Source organism: Colwellia sp. MB3u-55, assembly GCF_014076785.1.
Classification (GTDB): Bacteria; Pseudomonadota; Gammaproteobacteria; order Enterobacterales; family Alteromonadaceae; genus Colwellia_A.
This window is the reverse complement of sequence record NZ_JACGUS010000116.1, coordinates 39,575-52,342: the sequence shown is the minus strand read 5'-3', so window position 1 is coordinate 52,342 and position 12,768 is coordinate 39,575. Positions and strand designations below refer to the sequence as shown.

General features: G+C 39.2%; 13 protein-coding genes. 10 read left to right on the top strand and 3 right to left on the bottom strand.

Annotated elements, in window-relative coordinates:
- Positions 1 to 40 precede the first annotated feature (40 nt).
- A complete protein-coding gene (locus tag H4J66_RS12245) occupies positions 41 to 814 on the bottom strand; it encodes a 3-deoxy-D-manno-octulosonic acid kinase (RefSeq protein WP_220463292.1) in 774 nt (257 codons plus the stop codon).
- A 52-nt stretch (positions 815 to 866) separates the two neighbouring features.
- Between H4J66_RS12245 and H4J66_RS12240 the strand changes: the two genes are divergently transcribed.
- The 5 genes from H4J66_RS12240 to H4J66_RS12220 all read left to right on the top strand — a co-directional run bounded on the left by H4J66_RS12240 (position 867) and on the right by H4J66_RS12220 (position 6,356).
- The gene (locus tag H4J66_RS12240) at positions 867 to 1,940 is read left to right on the top strand and encodes a glycosyltransferase family 9 protein (RefSeq protein WP_182175080.1); all 1,074 of its coding nucleotides are present in this window, start codon (positions 867 to 869) and stop codon (positions 1,938 to 1,940) included.
- Positions 1,941 to 2,169: 229 nt separating this feature from the next.
- Entirely contained in the window at positions 2,170 to 4,263 is a 2,094-nt protein-coding gene (locus H4J66_RS12235; RefSeq protein ID WP_182175076.1) for a TonB-dependent siderophore receptor, read from the top strand.
- 72 nt (positions 4,264 to 4,335) lie between these two features.
- Complete coding sequence (locus tag H4J66_RS12230; protein WP_182175073.1) at positions 4,336 to 4,926, top strand: PepSY-associated TM helix domain-containing protein; 591 nt, start codon at positions 4,336 to 4,338, stop codon at positions 4,924 to 4,926.
- A 53-nt stretch (positions 4,927 to 4,979) separates the two neighbouring features.
- Entirely contained in the window at positions 4,980 to 5,498 is a 519-nt protein-coding gene (locus tag H4J66_RS12225) for a DUF2271 domain-containing protein (RefSeq protein ID WP_182175070.1), read from the top strand.
- 51 nt (positions 5,499 to 5,549) lie between these two features.
- Positions 5,550 to 6,356, top strand: a complete 807-nt coding sequence (locus tag H4J66_RS12220) for a DUF4198 domain-containing protein (RefSeq protein ID WP_182175067.1) — start codon at positions 5,550 to 5,552, stop codon at positions 6,354 to 6,356.
- Between the two features lies 1 nt (position 6,357).
- On the opposite strand, the gene waaA is transcribed toward H4J66_RS12220, so the two are convergent.
- Positions 6,358 to 7,650, bottom strand: coding sequence for a lipid IV(A) 3-deoxy-D-manno-octulosonic acid transferase (gene waaA, locus H4J66_RS12215; RefSeq protein ID WP_182175064.1), 1,293 nt, complete (start codon positions 7,648 to 7,650; stop codon positions 6,358 to 6,360).
- 173 nt (positions 7,651 to 7,823) lie between these two features.
- Between waaA and H4J66_RS12210 the strand changes: the two genes are divergently transcribed.
- Complete coding sequence (locus H4J66_RS12210; RefSeq protein ID WP_182175061.1) at positions 7,824 to 8,606, top strand: serine aminopeptidase domain-containing protein; 783 nt, start codon at positions 7,824 to 7,826, stop codon at positions 8,604 to 8,606.
- A 14-nt stretch (positions 8,607 to 8,620) separates the two neighbouring features.
- On the opposite strand, the gene H4J66_RS12205 is transcribed toward H4J66_RS12210, so the two are convergent.
- Positions 8,621 to 9,052, bottom strand: coding sequence for an Lrp/AsnC family transcriptional regulator (locus tag H4J66_RS12205; RefSeq protein WP_404842490.1), 432 nt, complete (start codon positions 9,050 to 9,052; stop codon positions 8,621 to 8,623).
- Positions 9,053 to 9,227: 175 nt separating this feature from the next.
- On the opposite strand from H4J66_RS12205, the gene H4J66_RS12200 reads away from it, so the two are divergent.
- The 4 genes from H4J66_RS12200 to rpoZ all read left to right on the top strand — a co-directional run bounded on the left by H4J66_RS12200 (position 9,228) and on the right by rpoZ (position 12,682).
- Positions 9,228 to 10,439 carry a glycine C-acetyltransferase gene (locus tag H4J66_RS12200; protein WP_182175058.1) on the top strand — a complete coding sequence of 404 codons (1,212 nt, stop codon included), beginning with the start codon at positions 9,228 to 9,230 and terminating at the stop codon, positions 10,437 to 10,439.
- Between the two features lie 22 nt (positions 10,440 to 10,461).
- On the top strand, positions 10,462 to 11,490 hold the full coding sequence (gene tdh, locus H4J66_RS12195) for an L-threonine 3-dehydrogenase (RefSeq protein ID WP_182175055.1): 1,029 nt from the start codon (positions 10,462 to 10,464) through the stop codon (positions 11,488 to 11,490).
- Between the two features lie 175 nt (positions 11,491 to 11,665).
- Entirely contained in the window at positions 11,666 to 12,292 is a 627-nt protein-coding gene (gene gmk / locus H4J66_RS12190) for a guanylate kinase (protein ID WP_182175052.1), read from the top strand.
- 105 nt (positions 12,293 to 12,397) lie between these two features.
- Positions 12,398 to 12,682 (top strand): DNA-directed RNA polymerase subunit omega, encoded by a 285-nt coding sequence (gene rpoZ / locus H4J66_RS12185; protein WP_070375402.1) that lies wholly within the window; start codon positions 12,398 to 12,400, stop codon positions 12,680 to 12,682.
- Positions 12,683 to 12,768 lie beyond the last annotated feature (86 nt).

The window sequence follows — 12,768 nt, the reverse complement described above, 5'->3', positions numbered from 1 at the left end:
AATATTATTCAATTAAATTTTGCATTTTTAATGCCGTTAATCACTCATTTGACTGCAGATATCCTGCTAATAGAAGTTGCCAGTCTGATTTTTGCCAATTAAAGTTTGGCAATTTTACTTTTTCTTTTTCAAAAGAACGTAATAATCTTGCCATATTAGCTTGCTGCCATGATTGAGCAACCGCTCGTTGTTCGCCGCGATCAAAATCAATCAACCAAACATTGTTCTCTTCATCGAGTAGGATATTGTGACTATTTAAATCATGATGATAAATGCCAGCATCATGAAAACGACGAATCACCTTGCCCACTTCTCGCCAAACTTGCTCGGCTAAGAGTGCTTTTGATAAAACCGCCACTAAATCTTGAGCATGTTCAATTCGAGAAGATAACAAATCAGCTTGATAAAAAAGCCCCTGCTTAATCACCCGAAAAGCAATGGGCTTTGGCGCTGGCAGTGCTAACCCCTGTAGCGTATTTAATAAATGGTATTCTTGGGCGGCTCGAGTACTATTTTGTCCCGTAAAAAAATATTTATCATTAATTATTTTGCCAATTAAACCACCACGAAAATAATGACGTAACACCCACTGTTGTTTTTCCATGGTGTTTACTTCTGGAGAGTCGTACTGAACAAACCAAGTAGTACCACGCCCTTGGGCACTGCCGGTAATGGCATTATTTTTATGCCAAAAATCACTATTAAGCATTTCAGGAGAAAAGTCATCGATTGCATTGGCGTTATAGCAACAATAAATATTAGCTTGTTGGTAAGTTTTTTCTTGGTAAGGTTTTACAATTGCTGACTGTTTCAAGATAATAGACTCAATTCAAATACTTTATATGCTCTATTGTGGTGATTCCTTTATGCTGGGTCAATTAACAGCGCCAAAAAATTTATGTTTATTACGCTTATCTGCTATCGGAGACGTTTGTCACGCCGTAGCTATGGTGCAACAAATTCAACGTTTTTATCCTCAAACAAAAATAACTTGGGTGATAGGCAAAGTCGAGGCGAACTTATTACAAGGATTGCCACAGGTAAAATTTGTCATATTTGATAAGAAAGCAGGCTTGAAAGGCTATCGGGATTTACGTACTGAGTTAACCGATCAAAAATTTGATGTGCTATTACATATGCAAGTTGCCTTGCGTGCCAGTTTAGCGAGTTGGTGTATTAAAGCAAAAATAAAAATAGGTTTCGACCGCAAACGAGCTAAAGAAGGCCAGTGGCTTTTCACCAATCATCAGATAGCGCCACAACATCAACCACATGTACTTGATGGTTTTATTGGTTTTGCAAAAGCTATTGGTGTTCCTAGCGAAAGTCCTAGCTGGCAAATGCCCATTGGTGACGAAAACGAACTTTGGGCAAGTGAGCGGCTATCGTTAGTATCTGATAAACCTATTGCTGTTATTTCGCCAGCAGCAAGTAAAGCTGAGAGAAATTGGCATGCCGAAGGTTATGCAAAAATAGCCGATTATTTAACAGCGTTAGGTTTTCAAGTGGTTATTTGTGGCGGACCGACCACACTAGAAACATTACTAGCCACTGAAATTATCAGTTTAAGTCAATGCAACCTTGTTAATCTTGTTGGCAAAACCAATTTGAAACAGCTACTTGGTGTGCTTAAAACAGCTCATTTGGTGATAGCTCCTGACACTGGACCAGCGCATATGGCAGTCACTGTTGGCACACCCGTTATTGGCTTGTACGCGCACAGTAACCCTTGCCGTACCGGGCCATATTTATATCAAAACTATGTGGTAAGTTGCTACGAACATACTGCCCAAGAACAATATAGACAGCCTCTTGATCAGCTACCTTGGGGGATTCGCGCCAAAGGTAGTGATTTAATGAATGGTATTACTTTCAGCCAAGTTAAAGAAAAACTGCACCTACTTCTTGATGAACACTACCCTGAGTTTCTCCTCAAATAATAGAGATGGTTAAACTGCCTCACATCAACTATAAATTCAAAATACGGCCTTGCATTATTCTAGCGATGCCAGGGATCCTTGCGACACATTTAACTTAACAAGCAAAAAAAACGAATAAAAGTTATCGGGGAAAAGACAATAAAGCAAATTTACTTGTTGCAAATGATAATCGTTATCATTAGTATTCGCACCAAGTAATTTATCTCTCTATTTTCTTTTAGGAATAACAATGAAGTATTCACCTGTCTGCTTAGCAATTTTCGTTGGCTTAACGCCTTTTTCATCCAGTGCCAATGAAGGCGCTACCAATAATAACTCTGTTGAAGTTATTGAAGTCAAAGGTAGTTATTTTAATAACTATAAAGTTGACCAAGCACATGGCGCAATGCGGACCAATGTTTCTTTATTAGAAACTTCTCAGTCGGTCACCGTTATTCCCAACTCGGTAATAACAGAACAATTAGCGACAACATTAGGCGAAGTATTAACGAATGACGCAAGTTTAACTGCTGGCTCTAAACAACGTAATCGTGAAGTATTCAATCTACGCGGCTTTGAACTAAGTTCTTCAAATGGCTACCTTAGAGATGGCCACCAACATTGGTCACACTACCAACAACCTATCGAAATCTTAGAAAATATCGAAGTGATTAAAGGTCCTTCAAGTATTTTATATGGTCAATCAGGGCCTGGTGGATTAGTGAATATGGTGACAAAAAAGCCAACTGCTAAAACATTATTTACGCTAGGTCTTGATGTTGACCAAGAAGGTTCAAGCCGATTATCGTTAGATGCTGGTGGCTCGTTAACTGATGATGAGTCATTACGTTACAGAGGCGTACTGGTTAAACAAGATGCTACATATCAACATGAGTACCAAAACAATGAACAACGTCAGCGCGATCGTTTTCTTGGTGCGTTAGTCATTGACTATGATATTTCAGACGATGCCATGGTGCGCCTTCATTATGACCGAACAGACGATGAAGCAGGGTTAGATACAGGTTCTTGGTTAGATGAAAAAGGCGATGTTATTGGTCATGATAAAACCATTCGTGATATGTCTTGGGCATTTACTGACATTACTGTTGAAAATATCGGTGTTGATATCAACTATGCATTAAATAATCAGTGGCAGGTTGCACTCGGCTACAATGAACAAAGCTTTAAACGTCAACGATTTGAATCGTCTCCTAAAAAACCCACAATTTTTTTAGAGGGCGACAGCTACACCTCTAAACCCTATGACCGTTTTGATGACTGGCAGTTTAAAACTGCTTTTATCGATTTTACTGGAGAATTTACCCTCGCCGGTCTCGATCATCAATTATTAATTGGCGCTAATTCTTTAGACTATTACTACGGACAACGTAAAGTAAATGGCGAGTCAATTGACTACTCTAGCGACCAAGAAGAGCCAACACGACCTGATATCAGCTACACAACTGACGATTCACTTTACACCAGTGCATATGATTACTATGGCATTTATTTACAAGACTTAATCACCTTAAATGATCAATGGCAAATATCGGTCGGAGGACGTTACGACAAGCAAAGTAAAGAAGGTGCGAACAATGAGTCGTTCTTACCTAAAGCTGGGCTTTTATTTCATCCTGATGCCCAAACCACTTTCTACGCGAGTTATTCAGAAGGGTTTGAACCCCAGAGCAGCGAAACACTAGAAAACGATCGAGATATTAATCACGGCATGAAGCTCGAGGCCATGACATCTAAACAACTTGAAATTGGCTCTAAGTGGCAATTATTTGATGAACGTTTATTAGTAACGACCGCTATTTTTGATATTACCAAAACAGGCAAGTTAATCACTGAAACAATCAACGGCGATCCTAATTTTGATACGCAAACTGAACAGGCAGGTGAGCAGCGCCACAAAGGTTTCGAAGTTGCTGCACAAGGCGCAATAAACGATAAGCTCTTTGTTATGGCATCCTTAATGAACTTAGCCGCAAAATACGACAAAGATGAAAATTATCAAGGAAAAACCCCTGTTGACGCTCCAGAGTGGTCAGCATCAATTTGGTCTCGTTATGAATTAACGGACCAACTTGCTCTTAATGCGGGTGCATTTTATCAAGGTGAACGTTTTGCCGATAGCGATAACACGATTTCCAAAGATGCTTATACCCGTATCGATATTGGAGCAACCTATAAGACCACAATAAGTGGCCAAGGTGTTGATTTCCGCTGCAACATACAAAACTTGCTCGATACTGAATACCTTGCTGGTGGTGGTATATCTAGCGTTACCGCAGGAGACGGAATTAGCTACCGATTAGCCGCACAGATATCATTCTAAATTGACTAAAAATAATGAGCAACAAATAGTTATTTGTTGCTCATTAATAAATTAAAGACCCTGATACCTGTTATGCAAATAAATAAAAGTACCTTAAATTTTTCTCGCCTGATTCATGTCTATGTGTCGATGACATTGTTGAGCTTACTGCTCTTTTTTTCAGTAACCGGCATTACCCTCAATCATCCTGAATGGTTTCGTGACAGCAAAGCTGACGTTGTAGAAAGAGCATTAATAATTGATTTATCTATGATTAAAAATCCGCCGTTAACACCACTACAAATTGTTAATGTCTCGACAGCTATTGAGCAAAAATTGTCGGTATCGTTAAATAACACGATTCTCGAAAGTAGCCAGGACGAATTATTTTTCAGTATAAAACGAGCAGGAAAAAATACCGCTATTACCCTCGATTTAGTCAGTGGAGAGTTGTTTTTTGAAGAAACTGACTACGGTTGGTGGGCGCTAATGAACGATTTACATAAGGGAAGAAATACCAGTGTTTTTTGGGGGTGGATTATTGATATAACCAGTTTACTTTGTATCCTGTTTGCCCTAAGTGGTTTTATTTTAGCCATGCCACAAAGACGATTTAATCGTACTTTAACGCTGAGTTTAACCGTGACTGTCGCCATGATTTTCACCGCTATCTGGTGGGTTTAAATCAATTAGCATTATTAACGATCTCTGCTTGTATGAGCACAAAAGGAACTTATATGAAGATAAAAAAAATCGGGTTATCACTTATTTTATTAAGCTTGATAAATTTTAATGCCATTGCCAATCCAAACAACTCAGCACCAGCACAATTAGAGCTTGAACTGACATTAAAACAGCAACTTGGCGAGTATCATCCGCCCTATGTTGCGAGCTGGATTGAAAACTCACAAGGAAAACCAGTACGTACCTTATTACTTTGGCGAGAAAAAACTAAATGGTTAAAGGACATTCGACGCTGGTGGCGTAAGGTCGGCAAAAAAGATGCTGACTTTGTTGACGGCATAACTTCTGCTACTCGTGCAGCAGGCAAGTATCCTCTGACTTTCTTGGCTGAAGATGATCAGAAAAAATCACTCATAAAAGGACAATATACGTTATTTATTGAAGTGGTCAGAGAAAATGGTGGACGGGTCATTTTACGCCAACCATTTGTATTAAATAACATAAAATCAACATTTACTTTAGCGGCAAGCCATGAAACTGATGAAATACAATTCACTGTGCTACCAAAATAAACGTATTCAATCCCTTAACTCAAAACGTAAACACTAGACTTGGAATATAAAATGACTTTAAAAAAAATAATCGCGTTCACCTTAACTTGTGCCATTAGTACACAAGCTTTCGCTCATTCTCGCTGGGTTTTACCAAGCCACTTTAATTTGTCTGCGGAACAAGGCGAATGGATCATGGTTGATATAACCGCATCAAATGAAACTTTTAATGTTGATAAAGCTATGGGTGCAGATTTAGTGAGAATTATTACCCCTAATGGCAAGCCATCAAGGGCTTCATCAAGCTATAAAGGTCATCGAAAAAGTGTCGCGGATTACTTCTTAAAAGATTCTGGGACCTATAAAATAACCAATAACAGTGAGGCTAGCTTTATTACCTCTTATACTATCGACGGAGAGCATAAAAGATTATCAGCCAATAAGACAGAATTAGCTGGCAAATTACCGACCGAAGCTATAGCGATCAAAACCACTTATCGTTATGCAAGAATAGAGAGTTATGTCACTTTAAATGCACCAAGTGATAACTTTAAAACCGAGGGTAAATTATTAGAATTGCTACCGGTTACTCATCCATCAGATATTGCTGAAAATGAAAAGGTAACTTTCAAATTTTTATTTAATGGTAAGGCACAAAAAGATGTTGCCGTAGAAATTACCGCCGACGGCGCACGTTACCGCAATAACCCGCAAACATTAACTTTGCTCTCAAATGAAAAAGGTGAAATCACCTTCACACCGAGCGCGGCAGGTCGATATTTATTAGTTGCTGAGCACAAAGAAGACACACCAAACTCTCCTTTAGCTGACCAGCAAATGGGCAGTGTCTTTTTAACATTTGAAGCACAACTTAATTAAACTAAAGTAACGTCAATAATTGTTTTACACTTCGGGCACTAGCCCCTTGGTTTTGTGTTACCACGCGGTAAGCATTTTCTCCCAATGTTTGCTGCGTTTTTTCTGATAAAAAAATATCAGCAATGACTTTACTTAGCTCATCAGTCATCTTCGCATTGTCTTGGTCAGTGAGCTCAACAATGCCTTTTTCAGCAACGAGTTGCTGCATAACCTCAACAAAATTACTCATATTAGGGCCAACAACAATCGGTTTTTTAAATAGCGCAGGTTCAAGTGGATTATGCCCACCAATATCAGAAAAACTGCCCCCCATAGTCACAACGCTAGCTAAAGCACACGTTGGTAACAACTCCCCTAAACTATCGAGTAACCAAACTTGTTTATCACGAGTTACTTTTTCTTGGGTGCTGCGCCGGGCAATATTATAACCTTGCGCTACACATAATGATGCAACATCATTAAAGCGCTCGGGATGACGCGGTACAATAATGAGTAATAGTTGTGGCAAGCTTTTCAGTAATTCAGCAAACGCATTTAACGCAATGCTTTCATCGCCTTTATGAGTACTGGCAACAACCCAGATTAATCGTTCGGTGACCACAAATTCAGCCAGCTCTTGCTGTTTATCTTTTATTGTTTGATTAACACTGATGTCAAACTTCACATTTCCAGAAACCTTGCAGCGAGCAGCATCGGCACCTAAGGCTAAAAAGTGCTCATAGTTCACTTGGCTTTGACATAACACTTTATCAAAACGGTTAATTGTCGGTGTGATTAACCAAGCTAGCTTGCGATAATTGTTCATCGATTTTTGTGATAAGCGGCCATTAATCAACAACAATTTTATTCCTTGATCTGCACTTTGCGCGATTAAGTTTGGCCACAACTCAGTTTCCATAAAAACCATCGCCTTTGGTTTCAATTTATTCAAAAATGCTGCCACACAAAAGGTACTGTCTAAGGGTAAATAACAATGTTGAACACGTTCCCCAAACAATTTTTTAACTTGCTCTGAACCCGTTGGAGTAAAAGTAGTAACAGTAACAACACGATGAGGTTTTGTTTCCAGCAGTTGGCTAATAAAACTCTTTAGGGCAATAACTTCACCGACACTCGCCGCATGAACTATAATGCCACCTGCTTTAAATTCTCGAGGTAAAAACCCTAAGCGTTCGCTGATACGTTGCCGATAAGCTTTTTGTTTTATTGAGCGAAACTGAAGTAACAACCAAACGATCGGGAGTAAGCAAAGAAAAACAAGTCGATATAACATTAAAGATAATTGATAACGCACAGAAAAAACTCTTTAGTTGTTGATAAACGCAGTATAGCGACTAAAGCAAACAATAAAAATACCCAAAGTCGATGGAGTTTGTTATCGTCGTGATATTAAAGGAACTAAAATAGTAGCGCAGGAAAATGAGCAAATTTCATTTCATCAAGAACATATTCAACCATGGCTTCGTCATGGTTAGCTTTATACTACTAGCGCCTTTATTATCCGCACAAGAATATAAAGAACCGACATATAATCAAGTAGATGTTAGCCAAGTAAATAAAAAAGATATGCCACAAAAAGTAACGTTTCACGCTGACGACGATTTTGTTTTATCGGCTAATTATTATCTCGGAGACACGCTTGGTGGCGGCGTATTATTACTCCATGACTGCTCCCACAGTAGCGAAAGCTATAATGTACTGGGTGAATTACTAGCCGAGCAAGGTATTAATGCATTAGCCATTGATTTTAGAGGCTATGGCGCAAGCGAATCTGAAGATTTTTCTCACCAAACGATAAAATACCAAGTAAAAGACATTGTTAGCTACCAAGCTGAAGTTGCCATGCTGACCTCCTATTGGGAAAAAGATGTTCTGGCAGCTTATAATTATTTACGCAATAAAATTGGCGAGCAACAACCTATCTCTCTTGTTGCCAGCGGTTGCTCAGTCAATGAAGCGGTACGCTTAGCAGAAAAGATTCGCATTAATAGCTTTGTTATACTTTCGCCTATTATGGATCATATAGAAAAAGAGCATTATAAAAACTTAATTGATATTCCTGCTTACTTCGTCAGTTCAGCAGATCATGCCGATAGCTTTTTAACCGCCCAAGAGCTATTTTCATGGAATGGCGACCGTCACTCAACCAGCCAAGTTTTTCAGGGCGTTGACCAAGGGCATAACTTATTGCGCCGCAATAAGTACCTAGCAATTAACCTGACTTCATGGCTAAACACCACTTTGAACTGATCAGTAAATACGCTTTATTTTTCGAAAACAGTATCGAGAATAATAGAAGAATTTGTCCGTTCGACCCCTTCTAGCGAACAAACTATATTAAGAATTTCATTTAACTTTTTTAATGTTTGTGCCTGAATGGTCGCTAACAAATCATATTGACCGCTAATAGAGTATATATGACTAATATTGTGTATTTTTCTTAACGCGATACAAATATTTCGCCTAAGATTAGGATTTACTTTTAGTGATACATTCGCCGAAATCAACTGATTACTATATTCACTGCCTAAAACAATACTGTAGGCTTTTATCACACCACTATTTTCTAATTTAGTTAAACGATTTTGTATCGCTGTGCGAGATACGCCAGTCGCTCTAGCAATGTCAGAAACGCTTGCTCGGGCGTTGCATCGTAAAATAGCGAGTAGCTCTTCATCTTTTTCTGTAATCATCATTTATACCCGTTAACCATTCAAAAAACCAATTAGACACTAAAAATAGTCAATTTGATAGTTTCACATGTCAATTTAACTAATCAAATAACCATAAAATTAACTAGTGTCACTTTTTTCAATCTTCATCTAGGATAATAATACTAGTATTATCCAAACCTATTAATAAGGAATTGTTGTGAACGACTCTTCAAACAACGCAAGTTTTTATGCACATTTAAATGATCAAATTGAGCAAGTTAAAGAAGACGGTTTATATAAAGCCGAACGTGTTATTACCACGGCACAACAACCGAACATTGCCGTAGCTAGTGGTGAAGCGGTAGTCAACTTTTGTGCTAACAATTACTTAGGTTTGGCCAATCATCCTGAGCTTATCGCTGCAGCAAAAGCAGGCTTAGACGAGCATGGTTTTGGTATGGCATCGGTACGCTTTATTTGTGGTACCCAAGACATTCACAAAACACTTGAAGCAAAATTAAGTCACTTTTTAGGCATGGAAGATACTATTCTTTACTCTTCATGTTTTGATGCTAATGCCGGTTTATTTGAAACCTTATTGGACGCCGAAGATGCGATTATCAGTGACTCATTAAACCATGCTTCAATTATTGATGGTGTGCGTTTATGTAAAGCAAAACGTTACCGTTACGCTAACAATGACGCCAGCGATTTAGAGCAACAACTCATTGCAGCTGATGCCGCAGGTGCACGTTTTAAATTAATTGCTACCGATGGCGTATTTTCGATGGACGGCGTTATCGCTAACTTAAAAGCAGTGTGTGATTTAGCTGATAAATATAATGCTTTAGTGATGGTTGATGACTCACACGCTGTCGGTTTTGTCGGTGAAGAAGGCCGAGGTAGCCACGAGTATTGTGATGTAATGGGCCGTGTTGATATTATAACCGGCACACTAGGTAAGGCTATGGGTGGCGCTTCAGGTGGTTACACCTCAGGTAAAAAAGAAACGATTGAATGGTTACGTCAACGTTCACGCCCTTACTTATTTTCTAATTCGTTAGCACCCGCTATTGTTAATGCGTCAATCACCGTGATTGATTTATTAGCCGAAGGCGGCAAATTACGTAAAACATTAAAAGATAATGCCCATTACTTTCGCACGAACATGGAAGCTGCAGGTTTTACCTGTGCGGGCGCTGATCACGCGATTATCCCAGTGATGTTAGGCGACGCAAAAGTAGCCAGCGAAATGGCGAGCCGCTTATTAGCGGAAGGTATCTACGTGATTGGCTTTTCATTCCCAGTCGTTCCTAAAGGGCAAGCACGTATTCGAACTCAAATCTCAGCCGCTCATACCCAAGAGCAACTTGATAAAGCCATCTCTGCCTTTATTCGTATTGGCAAAGCAATGAACATTATCGGTTAAGGTTAGGATTAAAGGAAATACCATGAAAGCATTAGCAAAGTTAAAAGCCGAACCCGGCATTTGGATGACTGAGAGTAAAAAACCACAACTGGGTCATAATGACTTATTAATTAAAATTAAAAAAACCGCTATTTGTGGCACCGACATTCATATTTACAACTGGGACGAATGGGCACAAAAAACCATTCCCGTTCCTATGGTGGTCGGGCATGAGTATGCCGGCGAAGTGGTCGGTATTGGTCAAGAAGTCAAAGGCTTTACTTTAGGTGACCGGGTGTCTGGCGAAGGGCATATTACCTGTGGTCATTGCCGAAATTGTCGCGGTGGTCGTACACATTTATGCCGAAATACTGTCGGTGTCGGTGTTAACCGAGAAGGCTCATTTGCTGAATATTTAGTGATCCCTGCTTATAATGCGTTTAAATTACCCGATGAAATATCTGACGATTTAGCTGCGATATTCGACCCTTTTGGCAATGCTGTTCATACGGCTTTGTCTTTTGACTTGGTCGGTGAAGATGTACTTATTACTGGCGCAGGTCCTATTGGCATTATGGCAGCAGCTGTTGCTAAACATGTCGGTGCGCGCCATGTTGTTATTACTGACATTAATGAATATCGCTTGGATTTGGCCCGAAAAATGGGCGCCACTCGAGCAGTTAATGTCAGTAAAGAAAGTTTAACTGATGTGATGACCGAACTAGGGATGACTGAAGGCTTTGACGTTGGCATGGAAATGTCGGGCGTACCTATGGCCTTTACGGCTATGTTAGAAAACATGAATAACGGCGGTAAAATCGCTATGCTCGGTATTCCTGGTCAAGATATGGCCATTGATTGGAGCCAAGTTATTTTTAAAGGCTTAACAATTAAAGGTATTTACGGTCGTGAAATGTTCGAGACTTGGTACAAAATGGCGAGCTTAATTCAGTCAGGTTTAGACTTATCACCGATTATTACTCATCATTTTGATATTGATGATTTTCAAAAAGGCTTTGATACCATGCGTTCAGGCCTTTCTGGTAAAGTTATCTTAAACTGGGAAAGTTAAACCTTTTGGTTTAATCAACTGACCTGTTAATGAAAATATAAAGCCAGCTAAAAAGCTGGCTTTTTTATTAACAATGCTGCTCTTGCTATCGGTAAGCAAGTTTAGAGATGAAATACCCCATCAATTCGTTATAATAAACATTATTTATTTTTCACCTCTTTTATAAGGCAATATTGTGACAACTCCCGGTAATTTATTTATTCTTTCCGCACCTAGCGGCGCAGGAAAATCTAGTTTAATTAAAGCCTTATTATCTCAAGAGTCGGCCAGACCGATGCAAGTGTCGGTTTCTCACACCACACGAGCACCTCGTCCGGGTGAAAATAACGCTGAACATTACCATTTTATTAATGTTGAGCAATTTCAAAAGCAAATTAAACAAAATGAGTTTTATGAGTATGCTGAAGTTTTTGGTAACTATTATGGCACCTCAGCATCTGCGATAGATAAACAACTTGCACAAGGTATTGATGTTTTTCTGGATATCGATTGGCAAGGCGCCAAGCAAGTACGGATAAAACAACCCAGTGTCACCACAATTTTTATTAGTCCGCCTTCAAAAGCAGAACTTGAAAACCGTTTAAAAAAGCGCGGACAAGATAGCGATGCCACCATTAAATCTCGTATGGCACAAGCAAAAGCAGAATGCTCGCACTACACTGAGTTTGACTACATTATTGTTAATAACGACTTTACTCAGGCGCTGAGCGACTTAACCACCATCGTTAATAACCAACGCCTAAAATGTCAGCAACAAGCGATAACGCATCAATTGATGTTCGATGAATTATTAAAAGACTAATATTTCTACTGTATTTTCACCTAGTATAGGTATATACCTTGCTTAATCGCCTGTAGCTCAGTAAACTACGGCACTATTTTATAAATTTTAAGTTGGAGTGACCAAATGGCTCGCGTAACTGTTGAAGGTGCTGTAGAAAAAGTAGGCAATCGTTTTGACTTGGTGTTAATCGCATCACGTCGTGCTCGTCAAATTGCCACAGGTGGTAAAGATCCTTTAGTTGACCCTGAAAATGACAAGCCTACCGTTATAGCTTTACGTGAAATTGAAGCCGGTTTAATCACTACTGAAGTAATGAACAATAGCGACCGTCATGAACAAGTTCAGCAAGACTCTGCAGAACTTGCTGCTGTTGCAGCCATTGTTGGTGGCGCTCAGCCACAGCTATAAAATCTTTTGTCGCCTTATAGCGACGAGATATAAACTAAACGCGTAATCATTGTTAATGATACGCGTTTTTTATTGTCAGTATTTAA

What these genes read in the sequence shown, in the direction of transcription:
- tdh (WP_182175055.1), top strand. Translation starts at nt 10,462, where the DNA reads ATGAAAGCATTAGCAAAGTTAAAAGCCGAACCCGGCATTTGGATGACT.
- rpoZ (WP_070375402.1), top strand. Translation starts at nt 12,398, where the DNA reads ATGGCTCGCGTAACTGTTGAAGGTGCTGTAGAAAAAGTAGGCAATCGT.
- H4J66_RS12220 (WP_182175067.1), top strand. Translation starts at nt 5,550, where the DNA reads ATGACTTTAAAAAAAATAATCGCGTTCACCTTAACTTGTGCCATTAGT.
- H4J66_RS12225 (WP_182175070.1), top strand. Translation starts at nt 4,980, where the DNA reads ATGAAGATAAAAAAAATCGGGTTATCACTTATTTTATTAAGCTTGATA.
- H4J66_RS12210 (WP_182175061.1), top strand. Translation starts at nt 7,824, where the DNA reads ATGGTTAGCTTTATACTACTAGCGCCTTTATTATCCGCACAAGAATAT.
- H4J66_RS12205 (WP_404842490.1), bottom strand. Translation starts at nt 9,052, where the DNA reads ATGATGATTACAGAAAAAGATGAAGAGCTACTCGCTATTTTACGATGC.
- H4J66_RS12240 (WP_182175080.1), top strand. Translation starts at nt 867, where the DNA reads ATGCTGGGTCAATTAACAGCGCCAAAAAATTTATGTTTATTACGCTTA.
- H4J66_RS12230 (WP_182175073.1), top strand. Translation starts at nt 4,336, where the DNA reads ATGCAAATAAATAAAAGTACCTTAAATTTTTCTCGCCTGATTCATGTC.
- H4J66_RS12235 (WP_182175076.1), top strand. Translation starts at nt 2,170, where the DNA reads ATGAAGTATTCACCTGTCTGCTTAGCAATTTTCGTTGGCTTAACGCCT.